At 68.5% G+C, this 22,387-nt stretch carries 22 protein-coding genes; 12 read left to right on the top strand and 10 right to left on the bottom strand.

Going from position 1 to position 22,387, the window contains the following annotated elements:
* Window positions 1-199: 199 nt before the first annotated feature.
* Both carB and greA read left to right on the top strand, forming a co-directional pair.
* Window positions 200-3,445 (top strand): carbamoyl-phosphate synthase large subunit, encoded by a 3,246-nt coding sequence (gene carB / locus AZL_RS01400; protein ID WP_012972888.1) that lies wholly within the window; start codon window positions 200-202, stop codon window positions 3,443-3,445.
* A gap of 98 nt (window positions 3,446-3,543) precedes the next feature.
* Complete coding sequence (greA, locus tag AZL_RS01395; RefSeq protein ID WP_012972887.1) at window positions 3,544-4,017, top strand: transcription elongation factor GreA; 474 nt, start codon at window positions 3,544-3,546, stop codon at window positions 4,015-4,017.
* 186 nt (window positions 4,018-4,203) lie between these two features.
* Here greA and AZL_RS01390 read toward each other — a convergent pair whose 3' ends face one another.
* Window positions 4,204-5,136 (bottom strand): dienelactone hydrolase family protein, encoded by a 933-nt coding sequence (locus tag AZL_RS01390; protein ID WP_148219156.1) that lies wholly within the window; start codon window positions 5,134-5,136, stop codon window positions 4,204-4,206.
* Window positions 5,137-5,289: 153 nt separating this feature from the next.
* Between AZL_RS01390 and chrA the strand changes: the two genes are divergently transcribed.
* On the top strand, window positions 5,290-6,579 hold the full coding sequence (gene chrA / locus AZL_RS01385; protein WP_012972885.1) for a chromate efflux transporter: 1,290 nt from the start codon (window positions 5,290-5,292) through the stop codon (window positions 6,577-6,579).
* A 56-nt stretch (window positions 6,580-6,635) separates the two neighbouring features.
* On the opposite strand, the gene AZL_RS01380 is transcribed toward chrA, so the two are convergent.
* Window positions 6,636-7,202 carry an Lrp/AsnC family transcriptional regulator gene (locus tag AZL_RS01380; protein ID WP_012972884.1) on the bottom strand — a complete coding sequence of 189 codons (567 nt, stop codon included), beginning with the start codon at window positions 7,200-7,202 and terminating at the stop codon, window positions 6,636-6,638.
* Window positions 7,203-7,355: 153 nt separating this feature from the next.
* Here AZL_RS01380 and AZL_RS01375 point away from each other — a divergent pair, with 153 nt between their 5' ends.
* The 3 genes from AZL_RS01375 to AZL_RS01365 all read left to right on the top strand — a co-directional run bounded on the left by AZL_RS01375 (window position 7,356) and on the right by AZL_RS01365 (window position 9,921).
* Window positions 7,356-8,363: a mitochondrial fission ELM1 family protein gene (locus tag AZL_RS01375; RefSeq protein WP_012972883.1), complete on the top strand. Its 1,008-nt coding sequence runs from the start codon at window positions 7,356-7,358 to the stop codon at window positions 8,361-8,363.
* Window positions 8,364-8,554: 191 nt separating this feature from the next.
* Window positions 8,555-9,211, top strand: a complete 657-nt coding sequence (locus tag AZL_RS01370) for a 2OG-Fe(II) oxygenase (RefSeq protein ID WP_012972882.1) — start codon at window positions 8,555-8,557, stop codon at window positions 9,209-9,211.
* A 77-nt stretch (window positions 9,212-9,288) separates the two neighbouring features.
* A complete protein-coding gene (locus AZL_RS01365) occupies window positions 9,289-9,921 on the top strand; it encodes a 2OG-Fe(II) oxygenase (RefSeq protein WP_012972881.1) in 633 nt (210 codons plus the stop codon).
* Between the two features lie 63 nt (window positions 9,922-9,984).
* Here the strand turns inward: AZL_RS01365 and AZL_RS01360 are convergent, their stop codons facing one another.
* Together AZL_RS01360 and AZL_RS01355 are read right to left on the bottom strand one after the other, a co-directional pair.
* A complete protein-coding gene (locus AZL_RS01360) occupies window positions 9,985-10,566 on the bottom strand; it encodes a tyrosine phosphatase family protein (RefSeq protein ID WP_247894246.1) in 582 nt (193 codons plus the stop codon).
* A gap of 154 nt (window positions 10,567-10,720) precedes the next feature.
* Complete coding sequence (locus AZL_RS01355; protein WP_042442311.1) at window positions 10,721-11,425, bottom strand: tRNA-uridine aminocarboxypropyltransferase; 705 nt, start codon at window positions 11,423-11,425, stop codon at window positions 10,721-10,723.
* 348 nt (window positions 11,426-11,773) lie between these two features.
* On the opposite strand from AZL_RS01355, the gene AZL_RS01350 reads away from it, so the two are divergent.
* Window positions 11,774-11,983, top strand: a complete 210-nt coding sequence (locus AZL_RS01350; RefSeq protein WP_042442309.1) for a hypothetical protein — start codon at window positions 11,774-11,776, stop codon at window positions 11,981-11,983.
* A gap of 22 nt (window positions 11,984-12,005) precedes the next feature.
* Here the strand turns inward: AZL_RS01350 and AZL_RS01345 are convergent, their stop codons facing one another.
* The 5 genes from AZL_RS01345 to nhaA form a co-directional block, all read right to left on the bottom strand.
* Window positions 12,006-12,914: an ImuA family protein gene (locus AZL_RS01345; protein ID WP_012972877.1), complete on the bottom strand. Its 909-nt coding sequence runs from the start codon at window positions 12,912-12,914 to the stop codon at window positions 12,006-12,008.
* A 142-nt stretch (window positions 12,915-13,056) separates the two neighbouring features.
* Entirely contained in the window at window positions 13,057-13,497 is a 441-nt protein-coding gene (locus tag AZL_RS01340; RefSeq protein WP_247894245.1) for an SH3 domain-containing protein, read from the bottom strand.
* Window positions 13,498-13,767: 270 nt separating this feature from the next.
* Complete coding sequence (hemN, locus tag AZL_RS01335) at window positions 13,768-15,231, bottom strand: oxygen-independent coproporphyrinogen III oxidase (RefSeq protein ID WP_012972875.1); 1,464 nt, start codon at window positions 15,229-15,231, stop codon at window positions 13,768-13,770.
* A gap of 82 nt (window positions 15,232-15,313) precedes the next feature.
* Window positions 15,314-15,751: a DUF4112 domain-containing protein gene (locus AZL_RS01330; RefSeq protein WP_012972874.1), complete on the bottom strand. Its 438-nt coding sequence runs from the start codon at window positions 15,749-15,751 to the stop codon at window positions 15,314-15,316.
* Window positions 15,752-15,911: 160 nt separating this feature from the next.
* Window positions 15,912-17,108 (bottom strand): Na+/H+ antiporter NhaA, encoded by a 1,197-nt coding sequence (nhaA, locus tag AZL_RS01325; RefSeq protein ID WP_012972873.1) that lies wholly within the window; start codon window positions 17,106-17,108, stop codon window positions 15,912-15,914.
* Between the two features lie 374 nt (window positions 17,109-17,482).
* Here nhaA and AZL_RS35205 point away from each other — a divergent pair, with 374 nt between their 5' ends.
* Complete coding sequence (locus AZL_RS35205; RefSeq protein ID WP_148219155.1) at window positions 17,483-17,677, top strand: hypothetical protein; 195 nt, start codon at window positions 17,483-17,485, stop codon at window positions 17,675-17,677.
* 149 nt (window positions 17,678-17,826) lie between these two features.
* Window positions 17,827-18,549 (top strand): TerC family protein, encoded by a 723-nt coding sequence (locus AZL_RS01320; RefSeq protein ID WP_012972872.1) that lies wholly within the window; start codon window positions 17,827-17,829, stop codon window positions 18,547-18,549.
* Window positions 18,550-18,588: 39 nt separating this feature from the next.
* Here AZL_RS01320 and AZL_RS01315 read toward each other — a convergent pair whose 3' ends face one another.
* Complete coding sequence (locus AZL_RS01315) at window positions 18,589-19,815, bottom strand: YbfB/YjiJ family MFS transporter (protein WP_012972871.1); 1,227 nt, start codon at window positions 19,813-19,815, stop codon at window positions 18,589-18,591.
* Between the two features lie 147 nt (window positions 19,816-19,962).
* On the opposite strand from AZL_RS01315, the gene AZL_RS01310 reads away from it, so the two are divergent.
* The 3 genes from AZL_RS01310 to AZL_RS01300 all read left to right on the top strand — a co-directional run bounded on the left by AZL_RS01310 (window position 19,963) and on the right by AZL_RS01300 (window position 22,257).
* On the top strand, window positions 19,963-20,919 hold the full coding sequence (locus tag AZL_RS01310) for a LysR family transcriptional regulator (RefSeq protein WP_247894244.1): 957 nt from the start codon (window positions 19,963-19,965) through the stop codon (window positions 20,917-20,919).
* A gap of 136 nt (window positions 20,920-21,055) precedes the next feature.
* Window positions 21,056-21,388, top strand: a complete 333-nt coding sequence (gene fdxA, locus AZL_RS01305; RefSeq protein ID WP_012972869.1) for a ferredoxin FdxA — start codon at window positions 21,056-21,058, stop codon at window positions 21,386-21,388.
* Between the two features lie 368 nt (window positions 21,389-21,756).
* The gene (locus AZL_RS01300) at window positions 21,757-22,257 is read left to right on the top strand and encodes a CarD family transcriptional regulator (RefSeq protein ID WP_012972868.1); all 501 of its coding nucleotides are present in this window, start codon (window positions 21,757-21,759) and stop codon (window positions 22,255-22,257) included.
* Window positions 22,258-22,387 lie beyond the last annotated feature (130 nt).

Raw genomic sequence — 22,387 nt, 5'->3', positions numbered from 1 at the left:
ACCGGTTCAAGGGCCGCATGGGCCGGAGGTGCCGTGCCCGAGATTCAGTCATGCGAGGGTGGCATCCATGCCACCCCTTCCCCCCCGGACCGGAACCCCCTATAAGGGGGCCTTGCACGACATGCCCACCCCTGCTCTCCGTCTCCGGTTCCCGGCGCCGGGGGGTTTTCGGCTGACCACATTCCAGAGAAGCGGACCCATGCCCAAACGCACCGACATCAAATCCATCTGCATCATCGGCGCGGGTCCGATCGTCATCGGACAGGCATGCGAGTTCGATTACTCCGGCGTCCAGGCCTGCAAGGCGCTGCGCGAGGAAGGCTACCGCGTCATCCTCGTCAACTCCAACCCGGCCACCATCATGACCGACCCCGGTCTGGCCGACGCCACCTATATCGAGCCGATCACCCCGGCCGTCGTCGCCAAGATCCTGGAGAAGGAGCGTCCCGACGCGCTTCTGCCGACCATGGGCGGCCAGACCGCGCTGAACACGGCGATGGCGCTGTCCGACGACGGCACGCTGGAGCGGCTCGGCGTGGAGATGATCGGCGCCAAGCGCGACGTCATCGCCAAGGCCGAGGACCGCATCCTGTTCCGCGACGCCATGGACAAGCTGGGCCTGGAATCGCCGAAGTCGCGCATGGTCCGCACCCTGACCGAGGCGATGGACGCGCTGGAGTTCGTCGGGCTGCCGGCGATCATCCGCCCCAGCTTCACGCTGGCCGGCACCGGCGGCGGCATCGCCTACAACCGGGCGGAGTTCGAGGACATCGTGCGCGGCGGCCTGCGCGCCAGCCCGGTCGGCGAGGTGCTGATCGAGGAATCGGTGCTGGGCTGGAAGGAATATGAGATGGAGGTCGTGCGCGACGGCGCCGACAACTGCATCATCATCTGCGCCATCGAGAACATCGACCCGATGGGCGTCCACACCGGCGATTCGATCACCGTCGCCCCGTCGCTGACGCTGACGGACAAGGAATACCAGATCATGCGCGACGCCTCGATCGCGGTGCTGCGCGAGATCGGGGTGGACACCGGCGGCTCGAACGTCCAGTTCGCGGTCAACCCGGCCAACGGCCGCCTGATCGTCATCGAGATGAACCCGCGCGTGTCGCGCTCCTCGGCGCTGGCGTCGAAGGCCACCGGCTTCCCGATCGCCAAGATCGCCGCCAAGCTGGCCGTCGGATACCGGCTGGACGAGCTGACCAACGACATCACCGGCACCACCCCCGCCAGCTTCGAGCCGACGATCGACTACGTCGTCACCAAGATGCCGCGCTTCACCTTCGAGAAGTTCAAGGGCTCGGAGCCGCTGCTGACCACCTCGATGAAGTCGGTGGGCGAGGCGATGTCGATCGGCCGCACCTTCCAGGAGTCGGTGCAGAAGGCGCTGCGCTCGATGGAGACCGGCCTGACCGGCTTCAACGAGGTCAAGATCGGTGACGGCAACCCCGACCGCACCGCCATCCGCGGCGCGCTGGCCACCCCCACCCCCGACCGTCTGCTGGTGATCGCCCAGGCCTTCCGTCACGGCTTCACCGTGGAGGAGGTCCAGGCCGTCTCCAAGTACGACCCCTGGTTCCTGGAGCAGATCAAGGCGATCGTCGACCGCGAGGCGGCGATCCGCGCCGATGGCCTGCCGACCGACAAGGCCGGCTGGCTGAAGCTGAAGCAGATGGGCTTCTCCGACGCCCGTCTGGCCGAGCTGGCCAAGACCAGCGAGGCCGCGGTCGCCACCGCGCGCCGCGAGGCCGGCGTCACCCCGGTCTACAAGCGCATCGACACCTGTGCGGCCGAATTCGCCTCGGCCACCCCCTACATGTACTCGACCTACGAGACCGACGGGACCGGCGAGGCGGAGTGCGAGGCGGACCCGACCGACAAGCGCAAGGTCGTCATCCTCGGCGGCGGTCCCAACCGCATCGGCCAGGGCATCGAGTTCGACTATTGCTGCGTCCATGCCGTCTACGCCCTCCAGGAGGCCGGCATCGAGACCATCATGGTCAACTGCAACCCGGAGACCGTCTCCACCGACTACGACACCGCCGACCGCCTCTATTTCGAGCCGCTGACCGCCGAGGACGTGGTGGAGCTGGTGCGGGTCGAGCAGCGCAACGGCACCGTTCTCGGCTGCATCGTGCAGTTCGGCGGCCAGACCCCGCTGAAGCTCGCCGCCGCATTGGAGGCCGCCGGCATTCCGATCCTCGGCACCTCGCCCGACGCCATCGATCTGGCCGAGGACCGCGAGCGCTTCCAGAAGCTGCTGCATGAACTGGCCCTGAAGCAGCCGGCCAACGGCCTCGCCCGTTCGCTGGAGGAGGCCGAGGCGGTCGCCAGCAGGATCGGTTTCCCGGTCGTCATCCGCCCGTCCTACGTGCTGGGCGGCCGGGCGATGGAGATCGTCCACGACATGGCCGGGCTCCAGCGCTACATGGGCACCGCCGTGCAGGTGTCGGGCAAGAACCCGGTGCTGATCGACAGCTATCTCCAGGACGCCATCGAGGTCGACGTCGACGTCGTCTGCGACGGCGAGACGGTCTATGTCGCCGGCGTGATGGAGCATATCGAGGAGGCCGGCATCCATTCCGGCGACAGCGCCTGCGCCCTGCCGCCCTATTCGCTCCCGGCCGAGACCATCGCCGAGATCAACCGCCAGTCGGACGCGCTGGCCCGCGCGCTGAAGGTGGTCGGGCTGATGAACGTCCAGTTCGCGGTCCAGGCCGGCACCGTCTACATCCTGGAGGTCAACCCGCGCGCCAGCCGCACGGTGCCCTTCGTCGCCAAGGCCACCGGCACCGCCATCGCCAAGATCGCCGCCCGCGTCATGGCGGGGGAGGCGCTGTCCTCCTTCACGCTGAACGGCCCGAACCCGCCGCACACCGCGGTCAAGGAAGCGGTCTTCCCCTTCGCCCGCTTCCCCGGCGTCGACATCGTGCTGGGTCCGGAGATGAAGTCGACGGGCGAGGTCATGGGCCTCGACCATAATTTCGCCCTGGCCTTCGCCAAGGCCCAGCTCGGCGCCGGCGTCACCCTGCCGGTCAAGGGCTGCGTCTTCGTGTCGGTCAAGGACCATGACAAGCCGGCGCTGGCCATCATCTCCAAGAAGCTGCACGAGATGGGCTTCCGCATCCTCGCCACGTCGGGCACCGCCAAGGTGCTGAAGGACGCCGGGGTCGAGGCCGAGGTCGTCAACAAGGTGGTGGAAGGCAAGCCGCACATCGTCGACGCCATGATCAACGGCGACGTGCATCTGGTCATCAACACCACGGAGGGCGCCCAGGCGCTGTCCGACAGCTTCAGCCTGCGGCGGACCGCGCTGACCTACAACATTCCTTACTACACCACGGTCGCGGGCGCTCGCGCGGCGGTGGAAGCGATTGCCGCACTCCGGAACGGCAGCCTTGAAGTCGCCCCGCTCCAGTCGTACCTTAGCGGATCGTATTAAGGACGGACGACGGCGCGGCGGACCTCCTCCGCGCCGTCTTCGTCCCTAATGTCGCTCTCTGGACAGGTCGAACGACTGCAAGCGGTGATGGACCGAACATGGAAAAAGTTCCGATGACAGCGGCGGGCTTCAACCGCCTCCAGGAGGAATTGAAGCACCTTAAGATCACCGAACGCCCGGCGGTCATCAAAGCCATCGCGGAGGCCCGCGAACATGGCGATCTTTCGGAAAACGCCGAATACCACGCGGCGCGCGAACGTCAGAGCTTCATCGAAGGCCGCGTGCTTGAGTTGGAGGACAAGATCAGCCGCGCCGAGGTCATCGACCCGGCCAAGCTGACCGGCAGCACCGTCAAGTTCGGCGCCACCGTGACGCTCGCCGACCAGGACACCGACGAGGAGACGACTTATCAGATCGTCGGCCAGGACGAGAGCGACATCAAGAACCGCCTGCTGTCGATCCAGGCGCCGCTGGCCCGCGCCCTGATCAACAAGTCCGTCGGCGACAGCGTGGAGGTCTCCACCCCCGGCGGTTCCAAGCTGTACGAGATCGTGTCGGTCGAGTTCCGTTGAGGCTTTGATCCTCCCTCTCCCGCCCCGGGAGAGGGAAGGGGCCCATGCGGAGCATGGGAAGGGTGAGGGGGGGGAGCGCAAGGCACAATGCGCTTCTGGATTTTTGCATCACCCCTCACCCTCCCCACCGCTTCGCGGCGGGTCCCCTCCCTCTCCCGGGACGGGAGAGGGAACGGGAAGCACCCCTCACCCCCCAAGCTTTTCCTTGAAGAAGTCGCCAACCCGCCGGATCGCGTCCGTGCGGGCGTCTTCGTTGGTGCCGACATGGGCGGTACCGCCGGGAACGGTGGCGAGATCCTTGCGCTTGCGCACCGGAGCGTCCGGGGAATCGAAGCCGTGATAGGCGTCTGGATAGACCACCAGCTCGACCTTGTCCTTGATCCCGTCGCGGCCCGCCAGCTCGATGCAGCTTTCCGGCGGCGTCCAATCGTCCTTGCCGCCGACCAGCAGCAGCAGCGGGCCGTCGGGCTGCCAATCCTCGTTGCTCAACGGCGTCTTGCAGCCGGGATAGAAGGCGACGGCGGCGCGGAAGCCGCCCCCTTCGGTCACCGCGGGGCCATCCTCGCCGGCACCATAGGCGGCCATCACGGTGCCGCCCCCCTGCGACCAGCCGATCAACCCGACCCGCTCGTGATCGACCTCCGGCCGCTTGCGCAGGAAGGCCAGCGCCGCCCAGGCATCGCGCTTGCGCTCCACCGTGGCGCGGACGGTGCGGTCCTTCAGCGGGGTGGTGCACACCTCCTCGACGTCGCGCGGGCCGAAGCTGTCGACCATCAGCACCTCGTAGCCCTGCCGCTGCAAATGGGTGGCCCACCAGACATGGCGCGGCGACACCCGGCCGTTGCGGGCATAAAGGCCGCCGCAGCCATGCAGCATCACCACCGCCGGGTGCGGACCGTTGCCCGCCGGGCGCAGCAGCCGGCCGCTCAGCATCGTCGGCGCCCCCCCGGTCAGATCCCCGTCGCTGGACGGGAAGCGGACGATCTCCTCGGCATGGACGCCGATGGCGGCCTGGGCGGTTCCCACCGACAGGTCCAGCCCGCCAGCCACCTTTCCCCCGATACCGGCACACAGCGCCGCCCCCAACACAGCCGCAAGACCGCGGGTGGAAGCCTTCATTCTGCAACGTCCCCGACTTCCGGCGCCGGCCCCGACGGCAGCGCTCGCAATTGCAATATTAAACCTCCGCGATGCGGAAGGCCATGGGTGCCCGGCAATTGTTCCCACTCTGCCAAGGCTGCCTTGCCGTTGCGTTTACGCTAGGGTGCTTATATGAGCAATTCCCCCGCCCCGCCCTTCGCCAGCTTCTGTCTCTATTGGCTGAGGCTGGGCCTGACCAGCTTCGGCGGTCCGGCCGGGCAGATCGCGATGATGCAGAGCGAGCTGGTCGACCGCCGCCGCTGGATCGACCAGACCCGCTTCCTGCACGCGCTGAACTTCTGCATGCTGCTGCCGGGACCGGAGGCGCAGCAGCTCGCCACCTATATCGGCTGGCGGATTTACGGCCTGCGCGGCGGTCTGGTGGCCGGCGGGCTGTTCGTCCTGCCCGGCGCCCTGCTGCTGCTGGCCCTGTCCTGGATCGCCGCGGCCCATGGCGACACCGGATTGATCGGCGCCCTGTTCGACGGCATCAAGCCGGCGGTGGTGGCGATCATCGCCGCGGCGGTGTGGCGAATGGGCCGCCGCACGCTGAAGGGGCCGGCGGCCGTCGCCATGGCCGCGACCGCCTTCCTGGCGCTGGCGGCGCTACATCTGCCCTTCCCGCTGGTGATCGGTGGCGCGGCGCTGGTCGGCGGCGTGGCGGCGCGCGGTGGCCGTCACTGGTTCGCCCACCCGCACCCGGTGGCCGACGGCGATGGCGAACTGGCGGAGCCGGCCGCGAAGCCTGGCCGGCTGTTCATCCTTGCCGCGCTGTTCATCCTGCTGTGGGCGGTGCCGGTGGGGGCGGTGCTGCTGTCTCTCGGCCCCGATCCCTGGCGCGGCATCGCGGCGCTGTTCACCAAGGCGGCCTTCGTCACCTTCGGCGGCGCCTATGCCGTGCTGCCCTACATCGCCGGGCAGGCGGTGGACGCCTATGGCTGGCTCAGCCCGCGCGAGATGGTCGATGGACTGGCGTTGGCCGAGACGACTCCGGGGCCGCTGATCCTGGTCACGCAATATGTCGGCTTCTTCGCCGGCTGGAACCGGCCGGGCGCTCTGTCACCGGAACTGGCGGGAATGCTGGGGGCGGCGCTGACGACCTATGTCACCTTCCTGCCCTGCTTCCTGTTCATCTTCGCCGGCGCCCCCTATGTGGAGCGGCTGATCCACAACCGTCTGGCCGCAGGGGCGCTGGCCGCCATCGCCGCGGCGGTGGTGGGGGTGATCCTGAATCTGGGCGTGTATCTGGGGATGGCGGTGCTGCTGCCGGACGGGCGGCACGGCATGGGCGGCCTGATCTGGGCCTGGGCGATCATGCTTGGCGCGCTCTACGCGCTGACCCGCCGGGCCGTCGCGATCCACTGGGTGGTGCTGGGGGGAGCGGCGGCGGGCCTGATCCAGGCCACCGCATCGTCCCTCTGACAAGGTCCATGGCGGGGACCCGGTCGAGACCCCGCCCCCTTCAGCCCAGCCCCCCGTCAGCGCCGGGTGGCGCGGGCGGGCGTCTCGGCCTCGTCCTCGACGAAATCCTCGTCCTCGTCGTCCTCCGTCCCTTCCGGGATGTCGGGGGAATCGACGTCGATGGGAACGCCGGGGGTGTGTTTGCTGGTGCGGATCGACAGCGCCGACTTCACATGGGCGACGTTGGGGGCCGCCGTCAGCTTGGTCGTCAGGAAGCGCTGGTAGTCGTCCCAGTCCTCCGCCACGATCTTCAGGACGAAATCATATTCGCCGGCCAGCATGTTGCACTCACGCACGAGCGGCCAGCTGTTGACGAGCTCCTCGAATTTCTTTAGGTCCGCCTCGGCCTGGCTGCTGAGGCCGACCTGGGCGAACACCGTGACGCCGAACCCCAGTGCATCGGGGTTGACGTCGGCGTGGTAGCCACGGATGAATCCCGCCTCCTCCAGCGCGCGGACGCGGCGCAGGCAGGGCGGAGCGGAGATGCCGGCACGTCGGGCAAGCTCCACGTTGGTCATCCGGCCGTCGTTCTGCAGATCGCGCAGAATCCGACGGTCAATTCGGTCGAGTTTGACCCGCCGCATGGTTTTACTCGGTCGCTCCGGGGATGATTTGGAGAAAGGATATTACACGGGCATGGTGTCTACGCCAAGACGGAAACCCTCGCAAGGGCGAGCAACCCGGATAACGGTCTTTTCGCCGCACCCTCTTTCGACGCTTCAACGGTTCGAGTTCCCATGCAACCCCTGACACGCCCCCCTCTGCCCCGCCCCCCCCTGACCTGCTGGGTCGTGTCGGACGGCAAGGCCGGCATGGAAAACCAATGCGTCGGTCTGGCGGAGTCGCTCGGCATGACGCCGGTCGTCAAGCGCGTCCACCTGCGCACGCCCTGGCGCCAGCTGACCCCTTACTTGCGCATCGGCAACCGCTTCGCCGCCGGTCCCGGCGGCGATCCGGTGGGGCCGCCCTGGCCCGACCTGCTGATCGGCACCGGCCGGCAATCCATTCCCGTCTCGCTGGCGGTGCGCCGGCGATCGGGCGGCCGGACCTTCACCGTCCAGATCCAGGACCCGGTGATGAGCCCGCGGCATTTCGACCTGATCGTCGTGCCGCGCCATGACAAGCTGCGCGGCGACAATGTGCTGGTGACCCGCGGCGCCATGCACCGGGTGACGCCCGCCATCCTGGCCGCCGCGGCCGAACGCTTCGCTCCCCGTCTGGCGCATCTGCCGCATCCGCGCATAGCCGTGCTGATCGGCGGCGACAACGGCGTCTACCGCCTGACGCCGACCATCATGGGCGATGTCGCCGAACGGCTGGCCAACCTGACGCGCAGCCATGGCGCCGGGCTGATGGTCACCCCGTCGCGCCGCACCGGCACCGACAACGAGGCGATCCTGCGCGCCCGCCTGTCCGGCCTGCCGGCGGAGGTGTGGGACGGCGGCGGCGAGAACCCCTATTTCGCCTATCTCGGTCTCGCCGACGCGGTGGTCGTCACCTGCGACAGCGTGTCGATGACGTCGGAAGCCTGCTCCACCGGCAAGCCGGTCTATGTGATCGAGCTGGAGGGCGGGTCGCCCAAGTTCCGCGCCTTCCATGACGGGCTGTATCAGGACGGCATCACCCGGCCGTTCGACGGTTCGCTGGACCGGTGGGACTATGCGCCGCTGAACGAGACGGAGCTGGTGGCCGACGAGGTGCGCCGCCGCCTGTCCGCCCACCGGACGCGCCTCGGACTGTCCTGACGCGCTGCCCGGACAGGGCGGGCGAACCCGGCAAGCCGGGCGGGGTGCGGCGCGACCAATGCGCGCACCCCACTGGTAGGACCGCTTTGCTGCGGAGTTCCGGCGCGGACCGTGCCATAAGCGCTGGCATACCGGCCGTCTTGCCTGAAGCACGGTCCGGGGCCGTCCTTCCATCCGGAATCTCCGCCACCATGACCACCCCCGACGCCGTTTCCGCCTCCTTCCTGCGCTGCCTGGACGGCAGCCGGCTGTCCGAGCAGCCCTACAATCACTGGCTGCTGTCCGAGGTGCTGCCGGAAGAGACCGCCGACGCCATCGCCGAGCTGCCCTGGGGACCGCCACCGGTGTCCGACACCTATGGCAAGCGCGAGACGAACAACGCGTCGCGCACCTATTTCGGCGCCGAGAACCGCGCGAAATACGCGGTGTGCGAGACGGTGGCCCAGGCCTTCCAAAGCCGCGCGGTGGTCGACGCCATCCAGAGGACCTGCGACGTCGACCTGACCGGCAGCAGCCTGCGCATCGAATATTGCCAGGACACCGACGGCTTCTGGCTGGAGCCGCACACCGACATCGGCGTCAAGAAATACACGATGCTGATCTATCTCTCGAAGGGGCCGAACTGCTCGCATTGGGGCACCGACGTGCTGGACGCGAACCGGACGGTCGTCGCCCGCGCCCCCTACGCCTTCAACGAGGGGCTGATCTTCATCCCCGGCAGCGACACCTGGCACGGTTTCGAGAAGCGCCCGATCGACGGTGTGCGCAAATCGATCATCGTGAACTATGTCGGCCCGGAATGGCGGGCCCGGCAGGAGCTCTGCTTCCCCGACAAACCTGTTGCATAAAACCCCGGTCATGGTTAAGTGGCGCCGGTTTTGGGGCAAAGCCAACCACCGGCACGCTCTTTGGGAGTTCGATACCCATGTCCATGCTTGATCTGGACAAGTTCCGCGCCACCCCCTTGCAGCACGATCCCTATGATTTCCTGTGCGTTCCGGGGTTCGTGAAGCGGGAGTATCTTGAAGAGCTGCACCGCGACTATCCCAAGGTGGACAAGCCCGGCTCGATCCCGCTGGGCGTCTTCCCCCAGGGGCCGGCCTTCGACCGGATGATCGCCGAACTGAAGGGGCCGGAGGTCTGCAAGGCCTTCTCCGACAAGTTCGGACTCGACCTGTCGAAATACCCGACCATGTTCACGGCGCGCGGCATGTGCCGGCCAACCGATGGCAAGATCCACCCGGATTCGGCCAGCAAGGTCATCACCGTGCTGATCTACATGAACCCGCCCTGGGAGGCGACCGGCGGCCGCCTGCGCATCCTGCGCTCGCAGAATCTGGAGGATTACGCCGCCGAGGTTCCGCCGGAGGAAGGCACCCTGATGTGCTTCCGCCGCAGCGATACCTCCTGGCACGGCCACTACCCCTTCGAGGGCCAGCGCCGGGCGATCCAGATGAACTGGGTCAAGGGCAGCGTCTATATCTGGCACGAGCAGTGGCGCCACCGCGTCGGCGCCTGGGCCAAGGGCGTCTTCGGCGGCCAGTCGGCCGGCTATTGAGCAAAGACCGGAGGGGCGTCGGAGAGGGGCGCCGGCGCTCCTCTCACGCCCCGGCACCGCTCCTCAGTCGATCAGATCCTCGACCTCGCGGATGCGGCCGTTGTCGATCATGAACTGGACCAGTTCCGGGCGCTGCCGGCCGAGCGTGCGGTGACGCTGGCGGACGGCGGCGACCAGTTCGCCCTTGCGGCCGAGCAGATCGTCGGCGAATTCGGTCATCCGCAGGTTGGGCCAGGTCTGGGAACGGATGGCGGCCACCGCCGCCACAGCGTCGGCCGCCGGCAGGTCGGGACGCGCCTGGGCCAGGATCATCGTCAGCGCCGCGGTGGAGCGCGATACGCCGGCATGGCAATGGACCAGCAGATGGCGGCAGTCCACCGGCTCGGCCAGCAGGTCGCGGCCGAAGGCCAGGATGCGTTCGACATCCGATCGTTCCGGCGCGATCTGGCCACGGGTCGGCTCGATGACATCGTGAAAGCGCAGTTCCAGCCGCTGATGCTCGCCGTAATCACCGAACTCGCTCGGCTCCGCCACCTCGGGGTCGAGGATCGACAGCACATGGCTGACCTTGCCGCCGCCGAAATTGCACAGTTCGCTGAGACCGCAGACGGTCAGGCCGAAGGGCACGAAATCGCTGGCCATCATTCTCTCGTTGGATTGCGGGAAGAGGGAGACGAGGGGCTGGGATGCCGCATTTGGCACCCGCCGCCCCGCCGCCGTCAACCCGACAACCGTTCGTACACGAGATCATCACACTCGGCGTCATCGCACCCGGCGCCGGAGTCCCTCTCCGGCCCCGTCATTCCTCTCCGGCAGCCTCGTCCCCGTCCAAACCGGCGGCCTCGCCAACCGGCGGCGGCACCGGGCGCGGGCGGCGGGTCCGCAGCTTCTTCAACAGCAGCGAGAAGGGTTTCAGCGCGGTGTCCATGATGGTCTGGTCACCCTCCAGCCGCGACAGCAGGAAGGCGCCGGCCTCCAGGGTGGAGACGCTGTCGCGCCGCGGCTCCTTGCGCGCCTGCCCATAGAGCGAGCGGAACTGTGGGTTCAGCACGATGCGGCGGCATTTCAGCAGCCAGGCATTGCGCCACCACAGGGTCTTGGCCTGGCTCCAGGTGCCGTCGAGGACGATGACTCCCTCCAGATCCTCCAGGATTTCGGCGCTGTCGCGCAGCGGCTGGCCGTTCTTGTCGACCACCGCCACCTCCGGCCGGGGGGCGCCGCCATCCTTCACCGGGCCGAGATACAGCACGCCCCAGCGCTTGGGATCGACCTCCCGCCCCAGGATGCGCTTCAGCCCCGGCCAGCTCAACCCGACCTTCACCAGCGAATTGGCGAATTGCAGATGGGCGATCTGGGCGGTGCCCAGATTCTCCCGCTTCTCCTGCGGGTGCTGCAGGATCAGCAGGAACACGCCATTGTCGATCGGCTGGACTGCCTCGCAAATGCACAGATGGTTAGGTTTTAGGCAGTTCGGGCAGAATTCCGGTGCGGGAGCGCTGTGCATGGGAGGTACGCATTCCTTGAAGGAGATTGGCCGCGAATATGGGTTGGAACGGCGCGGAAGGGAACACATCTCACACGGATGGCGGCGATGTCCGATCGAACAGCGATGCCGCCACGGCATGTACGAGAGGTCCTCCCGTGTCGCATCTGAGTCAATGCGGGTTCATGTGGCTTCGTATAAACCGTTTGTAGAGATTTCGTCGTGTGTCATGGAACCCGTGTGACGCGTTTAACAGCTGGCCTGGAACTTGCGTAGTCGTTATCCAGGCAAACAGGACGACGGGTGGGCCAGGACCGGCCTTGTCAGGCTGATCCACGGTGCCATCCGGCGCTCAGAAGGAGACCTGCCATGCTGCCCGCCCACCTTGCCGATCGCCTGCTGAAGCAGCGCCGCGATGCCGAAACCGCGGAATTCGCCCGCCAGCTGCCGCTCTACGCCCCGCTGCACGCGCCATTGGATGCGGATGACCCGCGCTGGATGACCGAGCCGGACGGGGCGGAGCAGCCCGGCCGCCGCGAACCCGGCCAGTGCGAGCCGGATTGGGCGACCAACTACTGAGCCGTCGCTCCTGTAGCGGCGGTCACCGCCCGACCGCCGTTCGCTCACCGCCTCCTGGGCGGTGATCCGACAATCCTTCCTGTCGGTTGTCGGACACCGGCCGCCGGGTTGGCCATGTCCCCGAGTCGCGTTGCGCGGCCTGTGCGAGGCCGTCCTCCTCTCCACTGCCGAGGTCGAGCCAACTCCCGCCGTCCCAGGCGAGGGTCCAGCCCCCCGGCCGTCCGCTCCGGCAGCGCTCCAGCCTGACGGACCAGCGCGGCAGCCCCAAGCCGGGCAGGCTTCCGCTCGAACGCGGCGCTTCATTCTCCTCGCCCAGGCTTGGGGCGGCGTCGAGACGCCAGCGGGTCACCGCGGCGCTGAGCCCCTCCGCCCGCAGGCTTCCTTGCCCCCCCGGCTTGCCGGCCGCCGAATCGAGCAGGAAGCCGGTCACTCCCGACGATTCGGCGGCGAGTTGCAGCCGCCGGCTGGCGGTGAGATCCAGCCCCTCCAGTTCGCCGAGCACCGCCGACAGGGCGGGACAGCGCAACGCCTCCTCCATCGCCCACAGCGCGTCGACCGGCCGCGCCGGCCGCGCCACGATCAGCCGGTCCGCCGTCAGACCATAGGCCGCCAGCCCGGGGGCATGGAGGTCGCGCCCGCACAGAATCCACAGCGCCGGCGCCTTCGGCGTCGCCAACCGGCCCAGCAACGCTGCGGCGAAGCCGGTGCCCGCCCCCGGATTCTCCGTCACCACCGCATGCAAGCAGCCCAGCGGCAGTCCGCCGTCGGACAGATGGCCATCGACCGAGTCGAGGCCGAACGGCAGGGTCCGCCCCTCCTCCCCTCCCGCCCCCTCGATCCGCCGGATGCGCGCGCGCAGCTCGGCCAGCATGCCGGCACGGTCGCGCGGCGCAGCCTCCGCGGATTGGACGGGAGACGGCAGGACGGACATGACTCGGCTCCGCTCGACAGGTTTTTGTTTCTGATATGTTCTATCACGGAACCATGTCGAGGGGGAGTCTGAGACTCCCGTCCCGTTTCTCGGCCGTCCCGTTTCTCGGCCGTCCGTTTCCGGCGGCCGCCAGGCTCTCGGGTCAATTGGCGATCGGCGTGGCGCCGATCTTGCCGCGCGGGGCCGCCTTGATGGTCGGGCCGGCATTGTCGACCGGCTTCGCCAGGGTGGTGGAGGTGCCGCGGCTGCCGCGCGGCGTGTTGCTCTTCAGGCTGAGCAGATGCAGCCGGACATAGCCGGTGGAACTGCCGGCCTTCACCGCGACCCAGTCGCTGTTGCGCACCCGGCCCAGCGTGGTCACCACCTGCCCGGCCCCCAGCGTGGCGACGACGCCGGCACCGGCGGACGGCTGGGCATAGGCGGGGGTCGGCTTGTCCACCTGCCACTCCCCATAGATCGGCTCCAGCCCGGTTCCGGTGTCGGGCGCGCTGCGCACGGTCGGCGGATTGGGAATCCGCTCGTACGGCATGCAGCCGGGAACCATCAGCGTGGCCAGGGCCACGACCAGGGGAAGGGTACGCACACGCCGGATCATCGCTCACCTTGAGATGGATCGGTGCTTTCGCAGAGGCGGGCCGAACAGGAAAAGAGGACCTTCGGCGCGACCATACAGGAGCCCGCCCCCTCTTCGCCACCGCAGCGCACCCAACCGCGCCATGCGTTTTTCGGGATATGCGGTCCGATCGAACGAATTATCGCGAATTTTTATCTTCACGCCCGCCGCTGCGCGGGAAGGGCGGCCGGCAGGTGACGCCGGCTGCCTGTTCTCCTGAACGCCAGGACTCTCCCGCCCTCAAACCGCGCGGCTGTGCCGCCCGGCGCCCTTGGACAGGTGGGTATCGAAACGGGCGGCGACGATGCGCATCAAGGGCCGGGCGCTTTCCGGCACATGGACACGCCGGCCTTCCACCACCGCGACACCGTCGGCGACCAGATCGGCCATCCCCTCCAGTTCGGCGTCGAAGCAGGATTCCGGCTGACCATGGGCACGGGCGATGGCGGCGGTGTCGACCGACAGGTCGCACATCAGCCGCATGATCAGGTCGCGCCGCAGCCTGTCGTCGTCGGTCAGCGCGATGCCCTTGCCGGTGGGCAGGCGGCCCTCCTCGACGGCGGCTGCATACTGGTCGAAAGGAACGGCGTTCTGCACATAGCCTTGCGGCAGCGCGCCGATGGAGGAGGAGCCGAAGCCCAGCAGCACCTCGGCATCGTCGGTGGTGTAGCCCTGGAAGTTGCGGCCCAGCCGCCCCTCCTCCTGCTGCACCGCCAGCTCATCGCCGGGGCGGGCGAAATGGTCGAGACCGATGGCGCTGTAGCCGGCGGCCGACAGCGTGTCGGCGATGGCGGCGAACTGTTCCCAGCGGCCGAGCGAGTCGGCGAGGACCGACTCGTCGATCTTCTTCTGGTGGGTCTTCATCCACGGCACATGGGCATAGCCGAAGACCGACAGACGGTCGGGCGCCATCTCCAGCGCGATCGCGGCGGACCGGCTGACGCTCTCCACCGACTGGTGCGGCAGGCCGTACATCAGGTCCAGATTGACGCTGGTGATGCCGGCATCCCTCAGCCAGGCCAGCGCCTGTTCGGTCACGGCGCGCGGCTGGACGCGGTTGATCGCCTGCTGCACCGTCCCGTCGAAATCCTGCACGCCCAGCGAGGCGCGGTTGACCCCGGCGCGGCCCAGCGCCGCCGCCATCTCCGCCGTCAGGGTGCGGGGGTCGATCTCCACCGCAAGTTCGGCATCGGCGGCGATGTCGAAGCGGCCGCGCAGCAGGGCGATCATCGCCTCGAAATCATCCGGCGCCATCATGGTCGGGGTGCCGCCGCCGAAATGGATATGGCGCACCGCCAGCCGGCCGGGAATGCGGTCGGCCACCATGGCGATCTCGCGCCGCATATGGCCGAGATACTCGGCGATCGGGGCATAGCGGGCGACGATCTTGGTATGGCAGCCGCAGTACCAGCACATCTTCTGGCAGAAGGGCACATGCAGGTAGAGCGATCCCGACCGCGCCGGCTCGATGGTCCCCAGCCAGCCGCCATAGACCTCGCCGTTCACCTCGGGCGTGAAGTGCGGCGCGGTCGGGTAGCTGGTGTAGCGCGGCACCCGCAGCCCGTCATATTTGGCGAGCAGCGCGGCATCGACTCCATGGGCTACTCCATGGGCGACTCCGTTGGCGGCTCCATGGGAGCGGGACGGGGCGGCGGAAGCCGGCGAAACGGCCACGCGGGCCAGGGGGGCGGTGATGGCGTTCATAAGCGACAGAGTGCCGCAGCACCCCCGCCCCCGCCTTGATCCACGTCAAGATCGCGGGGAAGCGCCCCTTCGGCGCTTCGGTTCAGCGCTTGGCCGCCGCCGCGGCCAGACGGCGCTCCAGATGCTCGTGCAGCAGGTTCAGGTTCATCCGGTTGGCCTTGAAGGCGATGTCGAACACCGTCCCGATCACCGGGACCGAGCCGCCCGCCCAGTCCAGCAGCACGTTGAAGACCATGCGGGCCACCAACGCCTTGGGCAGGTCGAACCGGGACGCCTCGACGATGATGTAGGCGGACACCAGCGCCGTCGCCGTGTCGCCGGCAACCGGCAGCAGGCTGGCGATGCCGTCCAGCCCGACCGGAATGCGGGTGAAGGGAATGCGCCAGCGGGTGTCCATCAGCCGGGCCAGACGGCGCAGCCGCTCCAGCCGTTGGAAATCGATGGGAACGGACCCGCCGCTTGCGCTTGTCGGAGGGTCTTCGGCAACGCTGCGCCGGCGTGTGCGGATGGCGTCGATCATGGTCCCCCCGATCTGTCGGTCCCGCGCCCGCCGCGCGTCTCCCCGCAGGGGGAAGAACCCACCGGGGGCCCGCAGGTTCCGCCATCCGGCCATAAAGTTCGCGACACAAACAGATACCACAGAAAGATATCTTTTGCGATAATTCCAAGCCCCCAGCTCCTCAGGTGGCGCGGACCGCCGCCCGCGCCCGCCCGGCACCGGCGGCATAAAGCAGCCCATAGCCGGCCAACGCCGAGACGAGCGAGCCGGTCAGCACGCCCAGCCGCACCGCGACCGCATGCTGAGGGTCGGCGAAGGCCAGCGTCCCGATGAACAGGCTCATGGTGAAACCGATGCCGGTCAGCACGGCGACGCCATAGATCTGGCCCCAGCTGGCGCGGGCCGGCCGCTCGACCACGCCGCTCCGCACGGCGGCCCACACCGCCAGGAAGACGCCCGCCTGCTTGCCCAGGAACAGGCCGAGCGCGATGCCGAGCGGCACCGGCTCCAGCAGGCTGGCCGGGGTGATGCCGTCGAGCGGCACGCCGGCATTGGCCAGGGCGAAGACCGGCATGATCAGGAAGGCCACCCAGGGATGCAGCGCATGCTCCAGGCGATGGAGCGGCGCCTCATGGGCGTGCCTGCCCTCCTTGCCGCGCAAGGGAATGGCGAAGGCCAGAACCACCCCGGCCAGCGTCGCGTGGATGCCCGATTTCAGCACGCACACCCACAGGACCAGCCCCAGCAGCAGATAGGGCGCCAGCGACCGCACCCCCGCCCGGTTCAGCAGCCACAGCCCGACCGCCGATGCCGCCGCCAGCCCCAGCGCCAGCGGCACCAGCCCATGGCTGTAGAAGACGGCGATGATCACGATGGCGCCGAGATCATCCATGATCGCCAGCGCCAGCAGGAAGACGCGCAGGCTGCCCGGCACCCGGTTGCCCAGCAGGGCCAGCACGCCGAGCGCGAAGGCGATGTCGGTGGCGGCCGGGATCGCCCAGCCTTGCAGGGCGCCCGGTTCCGCCTGGGCGAACAGGCAATAGACCAGCGCCGGCATCGCCATGCCGCCCAGCGCCGCGATGCCCGGCAGCATCGCCTTGGCCGGGCTGGACAGTTCGCCCTCCAGCACCTCGCGCTTGATCTCCAGCCCGACCAGCAGGAAGAAGACCGCCATCAGCCCATCGTTGATCCACAGGATCAGCGGCTTGTCCAGGCCGACGCCGCCGGCCGTCACCGCCACCTTCGTCGCCAGGATCGCGTCATAGAACGGGGCCGCCGGCGAATTCGCCCAGACCAGGGCGAGAACCGCCGCGACCATCAGGACCACGCCGCTGGCGCTTTCGGTTTTCAGGAAGATGGCGAGGCGTCTCAGCGTCATCGCGTCCCGTCTTTCCAGGTTGTTGATGGACTTCCAATCGCTGTCGTAGGAACACAATAGAATGGAACAGATGGGGCCGCCACGCTCCGGTTGGAAGGTGCCGGTGACCAAATGGCGACGAAAGACACCACAACACGGCATCGCGGCGAAGTGACGCGCTTGCGCATCCAAGCCACTGCCGCCACTTCCTTTTCCAGCACCGAATAGTCGGGGCCGTGGCTGCTTATGGCCTTTGACCGCTGGCGATGCCGTCGGATTGGCCGGCACACTGCACCCGACACAAGAAAGCCGCCGGGACCGGAGATCGAAGCCCGGTCCACCGGCGGCTTGGGGCAAGGCCGGACAAACGGCCGCCCGATCCGGAGGAAACGACCATGACCACCCTCTATTGCGCCTGCTGCGGCAGGCCGTTCATCCGCACATCCACGCGCGGGCCGGCGCCGCGCTATTGTTCCCATGACTGTCGCCGGCAGATGGCGATACGCCGCCGCGCCTGGACCGCGCGGGAGGCGGCGGAGCAGGGGACGGAGCGGGCGGGAAGACGGCAGGGCTTCGCCTTCCGGGGCTGAATGGGCCAGCGGATATGACGATGGTCCGGCGGCAAAACCGCAGCGCCCCCCTTGCGGAGGGCCGGGTCGGACCTCATGTGGTCGCGGTCACGCTGGCGCCCCCACGGTGCCGGCGCGTGCGCCACTGACCGCCGGAGCCCCGCCCCGACATGCTCGACCTGCTTGCCGACCCGAATGCCTGGGCCAGCCTTCTGACGTTGACCGCGTTGGAGATCGTGCTGGGTATCGACAACATCATCTTCATCTCGATCATGGCGTCGAAGCTGCCGCCCGAACGGCAGCACAGCGCCCGTCGCGTCGGTCTGGCGCTGGCGCTGCTGACCCGTCTGGCGCTGCTGGCCTCCATCGCCTGGGTGGCGCAGTTGACCCAGCCGCTGTTCACCGTCCTGGGCTGGGCGGTGTCGGGCCGCGACCTGATCCTGATCCTGGGCGGCCTGTTCCTGCTGGCCAAGGGCACGCTGGAGATCCATCACACCGTCGAAGGCCATGAGGAGGGCGGATCGGCGCCCAAGCACGCCACCTTCACCTCGGTGGTCGTCCAGATCATGTTCCTGGACATCGTCTTCTCGCTGGACAGCGTCATCACCGCCGTCGGCATGTCCGACCATCTGCCGGTGATGATCGCCGCCGTCGTCATCGCGATGGCGGTAATGCTGTTCGCCTCCGGCCCGGTCGGCGACTTCGTCAACCGTCACGTCACGGTAAAGATGCTGGCCCTGTCCTTCCTGCTGCTGGTCGGCGTGGCGCTGGTGGCGGACGGCGCCGGCTTCCACATCCCCAAGGGCTACCTGTATTTCGCCATCGCCTTCTCCACGCTGGTGGAGGCGCTGAACCTGCTGGCCCGGAGCAAGCGGAGCGCCGCCGCGCAGTAAGGAGGCGGAGGGGCGGCGGTTCCCGCCCCCCTCCCGATCTCACGCCCCGGCGCCGGCCCGCCCGCCGCCCGCCGCCACCTGCCGCCCGGCAATCACCATGCCCACCACCAGCAGCAGCGCGCCCAGCACAACAGCGCCCGCCGCCCCCAGCAACGCGGCGTTGAAGCTGCCGGTGTGCGTCACCACCAGCCCGGCCGGCAGCGGGGCGACGATCTGCCCCAGCCCATAGGCGGCGGTCAGCGCCCCGACCACCTTGGCCGAGGCGCCGGCCGACAGCTGCCGCCCCAGCGCGAAGGCCTGCGACACGATGCCGATGAAGGTGCCGCCGAACAGCAGGGCGGAGACGACGGCCAACGCCGGCGACCCGCTCATCGGCAGCAGGATGGCGACGGCCTGCGTCAGATGGGCCAGGATCAGCGACCACCAGCTGTTCGACCGCCGGGCGACCGCGGCCCAGAACAGCCCGGCCCCCATCGCCCCCAGCCCGACCACCATCCAGGCGGCCTCGCCGACCGCGGCGGTTGCCGGATCGGTCTTCAGGATCGACACCAGGAAGGTGGCCGACACGATATAGCCGCCACCCTCCAGGAAATAGGCGAGCGTCAGCAGCAGGAGTGGCGCCGGCAAGCCACGCGCCCGCGTGACCGCCGCCCGCGGCTTGCCGGCATCGGCATCGGCATCGGCAGCAACGTCGTGCCGCGGCGGCGGGTCGCGCAGCCATAGGGCCGGCAGCAGCCCCAGCACGGCGCAGATCGCCCCCAGCGCCAGCCAGTCGCCGGCCCAGCCCAGCCGCCCGCCAACCAGCGCGACGAACAGCCCCGACGCGGCGATGCCCAGCCCGACGCCGGTGTAGAGCCAGCCCGCGAAGCGCTCCCCGCCCCGGCGCGCCAGGCTGTCCAGCCCCATGGCGATCCCCAGGATGAAGATGCCGGCGCTCGCCACCCCCGACAGGAAGCGCAGGACCAGCCAGGCCGGCATCGCCTGCCCGGCGTCGCCCAGATCGAACCCCATCGCCGCCGTGGTGACGACGCTGACCAGCAGGGACAGCCGGAACGCCGCGGTGCGCACCGCCCCATGCGGCACCAGCCCGGCACCGAGCGCGCCGACGAAATAGCCAAGGTAATTCAGCGAGGCGAGCAGCCCCGCCCCATCGGCCCCCAGCCCGGTGGCGGCCTGCATCGCCGGCAGGATCGGGGTGAAGGCGAAACGCCCCACCCCCATCGCGATGGCAAGCCCGATCACGCCGCCGACCAGCACCCGCACCATGATCCGCGCCCTCCCGCCTGTCGGCCGGCATCCCGCCGGAATCCGTTCAGGAAACCGATTGCTTGGCCTCCATCATGGCTGGCCCCCTCCCCTCATTTCCAATGAAATATTCTGATGGTAAGCTCCACTTTCAGTGATGGTTATCACATGCTGAATGGGGGAGGCATCGCGATGGATCTGGCCGGTCTGCGGGTGGTGAAGGCGGTTGCCGACACCGGCAGCGTCAGCCGGGCGGCGGAGGCGCTGAACTGCGTGCAGTCCAACGTCACCGCCCGCATCAAGCGGCTGGAGGAGGATCTGGGCGTCGACCTGTTCCTGCGCCTCAGCCGCGGGATGGAGCCGACGCCGGCCGGGCGGGTGCTGAGCGGCTATGCCGACCGGGTGCTGCGGCTGGTCGCCCAGGCCCGCGACGCGGTGGCGGAGGCCGCCGGGCGCGGCGGCCGGCTGGCGGTGGGCAGCATGGAATCGACAGCGGCGGTGCGGCTGCCGCCGCTGCTGGCCCGCTTCCACCGCGACCATCCCGAGGTCGAGCTGACCATCATCCCCGGCCCGACCGAGACCCTGCTGACCGAGGTGCTGGCCGGCCGGCTGGATGGCGCCTTCGTCGGCGGCGAGGTCGCCCATCCCGACCTGACCGCCCAACGCATCTTCAATGAGGAGCTGGTGCTGGCCGAGCCGGCGACCGGCCTGACCACCGAGAGCGCGCGGCGCACGCTGATCGCCTTCGGCCGGGCCTGCGCCTATCGCGGCCGGGCCGAGATGGCGATGCGCGAGGCCGGGCGCGTGCCCTTCCGCGTCATGGAGTTCGGGGCGCTGGACGCCATTCTGGGCTGCGTCGGCGCCGGCATGGGGGTGACGGTGATGCCGCGCTCGGTGGTGGAGCGCGATCCCTGGCGCGAGCTGCTGGCGGCCCGGCCGCTGCCGGACGCGCTGGCGCGGATGCCGACCCAGTTCGTCCGCCGCGCCGACGCCATTGAAACCATCAGCCTGCGCGCCTTCCTGGCGGCGTTTTCACAGGGCCTCGCCGCGAAAGGCGCTGACGCCGGTGCGACAGGGTCGCCCACATCACACGCGGGGTTGAACGGCCCGTCGGCGGCGTGCTAGGCAGGCGCGGGTTGGCCATCCGGCCCGGTGCCACGCGCGTGCCATTATTGGAAACAGGCTCCGATCCGCCCCGATGGGGATGCCGGAGCAGCGACGCGCGGATGACACCGCGGACCGGAACAGCGGAGAAGAGATCATGCCCTACGTCGTCACCGACGGCTGCATCAAGTGCAAGTACACCGACTGCGTCGAAGTCTGCCCCGTGGATTGCTTCTACGAGGGCGAGAACATGCTGGTCATCCACCCGGACGAGTGCATCGACTGCGGCGTGTGCGAGCCGGAATGCCCGGCCGAGGCGATCGTTCCCGACACCGACGACCGCGCGACCAAGTGGCTGGAGCTGAACCGCGACTATTCCGGACAGTGGCCGAACATCACCCGGAAGAAGGACGCGCCGGCCGACGCCGACACGTTCAAGGGCGTGGACGGCAAGTTCGAGAAGTTCTTCTCGCCCAAGGCGGGCGGCTGAGACCAGACCAGCGGGTGCGGCCCGGCTTTTCCCCGATCGGGATTTTTCCGAGTCGGGCCGCGTCAATCGATTGCGCCCGCCGATGTTGCCATGCAAAATCGACGGGTCGGCCATGGCCGGGCGATGACGATTTCCGCCCGGTTGATTGCGCGTTCCCTTTGTAACTCGGCCGTAACATCGTTATAATGCGCGCCCGGAGCCGGCCTTCGCGCCATTGCCGGTTTTCCCTTCGTTCCAGGACTCGTGGCTTTTGTGATCGTCGTGGATGGGCCCCATCCCCACGGCGCCATAACTGTCCGGGGTCCTTTTTCGTCCCTTCCACCGGGACGGCAAAATGGCGTGATCGCGAGAAGTGAGAGCCAATCCACATGTCGAACAAGCTTGACTTCGATGCCGGTGACTTCGTCGTCTATCCGGCTCATGGCGTCGGTCGGGTCGAAGGGATCGAGACCCACAGCATTGCCGGACTCGAGGTTCAACTCTACGCGATCACGTTCGAGAAAGAGCGCATGACGCTCAAGGTTCCGGTCACCAAGGCCCGCAATGCCGGCCTGCGCCGCCTGTCCTCCAAGGACCGCATCAAGGTCGCGCTGGAGACGCTGCAAGGCCGGTCGCGCGTCCGCCGCACCATGTGGAGCCGCCGCGCCCAGGAGTATGAGGCCAAGATCAACTCCGGCGATCCGGTGTCGATCGCCGAGGTGGTGCGCGACCTCTACCGCGGCGCCGACCAGTCCGACCAGTCCTACAGCGAGCGCCAGATCTATCAGGCCGCCCTGGAGCGTCTGGCCCGCGAACTGGCCGCCGTCGAGAAGATCGACGAGACCAAGGCGACGGAGCGTCTGGAATCGGTGCTGTCCAAGGCGGCCTGATCCAACCCTTCCGGATGGGTCCGTGACACGAACGGGCGCGCGGCTGCTACGACACGCCGCGCGCCCGTCTCGTTTTTTCACCTTTGTTCACACGGCATGACACGCCTAAACTCCTCGCCGCCTGCCGGTC

Source organism: Azospirillum sp. B510 (genome assembly GCF_000010725.1).
Taxonomy (GTDB): Bacteria; Pseudomonadota; Alphaproteobacteria; order Azospirillales; family Azospirillaceae; genus Azospirillum; species Azospirillum lipoferum_B.
Note: the sequence above shows the minus strand (reverse complement) of the source record. Positions and strands in the feature narration are given on the sequence as shown.

Excerpts from the sequence above, each read along its gene's own strand:
- carB (WP_012972888.1), top strand. The coding sequence starts at position 200 with ATGCCCAAACGCACCGACATCAAATCCATCTGCATCATCGGCGCGGGT.
- greA (WP_012972887.1), top strand. The coding sequence starts at position 3,544 with ATGGAAAAAGTTCCGATGACAGCGGCGGGCTTCAACCGCCTCCAGGAG.
- AZL_RS01390 (WP_148219156.1), bottom strand. The coding sequence starts at position 5,136 with ATGAAGGCTTCCACCCGCGGTCTTGCGGCTGTGTTGGGGGCGGCGCTG.
- chrA (WP_012972885.1), top strand. The coding sequence starts at position 5,290 with ATGAGCAATTCCCCCGCCCCGCCCTTCGCCAGCTTCTGTCTCTATTGG.
- AZL_RS01380 (WP_012972884.1), bottom strand. The coding sequence starts at position 7,202 with ATGCGGCGGGTCAAACTCGACCGAATTGACCGTCGGATTCTGCGCGAT.
- AZL_RS01375 (WP_012972883.1), top strand. The coding sequence starts at position 7,356 with ATGCAACCCCTGACACGCCCCCCTCTGCCCCGCCCCCCCCTGACCTGC.
- AZL_RS01370 (WP_012972882.1), top strand. The coding sequence starts at position 8,555 with ATGACCACCCCCGACGCCGTTTCCGCCTCCTTCCTGCGCTGCCTGGAC.
- AZL_RS01365 (WP_012972881.1), top strand. The coding sequence starts at position 9,289 with ATGTCCATGCTTGATCTGGACAAGTTCCGCGCCACCCCCTTGCAGCAC.
- AZL_RS01360 (WP_247894246.1), bottom strand. The coding sequence starts at position 10,566 with ATGATGGCCAGCGATTTCGTGCCCTTCGGCCTGACCGTCTGCGGTCTC.
- AZL_RS01355 (WP_042442311.1), bottom strand. The coding sequence starts at position 11,425 with ATGCACAGCGCTCCCGCACCGGAATTCTGCCCGAACTGCCTAAAACCT.
- AZL_RS01350 (WP_042442309.1), top strand. The coding sequence starts at position 11,774 with ATGCTGCCCGCCCACCTTGCCGATCGCCTGCTGAAGCAGCGCCGCGAT.
- AZL_RS01345 (WP_012972877.1), bottom strand. The coding sequence starts at position 12,914 with ATGTCCGTCCTGCCGTCTCCCGTCCAATCCGCGGAGGCTGCGCCGCGC.
- hemN (WP_012972875.1), bottom strand. The coding sequence starts at position 15,231 with ATGAACGCCATCACCGCCCCCCTGGCCCGCGTGGCCGTTTCGCCGGCT.
- AZL_RS01330 (WP_012972874.1), bottom strand. The coding sequence starts at position 15,751 with ATGATCGACGCCATCCGCACACGCCGGCGCAGCGTTGCCGAAGACCCT.
- nhaA (WP_012972873.1), bottom strand. The coding sequence starts at position 17,108 with ATGACGCTGAGACGCCTCGCCATCTTCCTGAAAACCGAAAGCGCCAGC.
- AZL_RS35205 (WP_148219155.1), top strand. The coding sequence starts at position 17,483 with ATGACCACCCTCTATTGCGCCTGCTGCGGCAGGCCGTTCATCCGCACA.
- AZL_RS01320 (WP_012972872.1), top strand. The coding sequence starts at position 17,827 with ATGCTCGACCTGCTTGCCGACCCGAATGCCTGGGCCAGCCTTCTGACG.
- AZL_RS01315 (WP_012972871.1), bottom strand. The coding sequence starts at position 19,815 with ATGGTGCGGGTGCTGGTCGGCGGCGTGATCGGGCTTGCCATCGCGATG.
- AZL_RS01310 (WP_247894244.1), top strand. The coding sequence starts at position 19,963 with ATGCTGAATGGGGGAGGCATCGCGATGGATCTGGCCGGTCTGCGGGTG.
- fdxA (WP_012972869.1), top strand. The coding sequence starts at position 21,056 with ATGCCCTACGTCGTCACCGACGGCTGCATCAAGTGCAAGTACACCGAC.
- AZL_RS01300 (WP_012972868.1), top strand. The coding sequence starts at position 21,757 with ATGTCGAACAAGCTTGACTTCGATGCCGGTGACTTCGTCGTCTATCCG.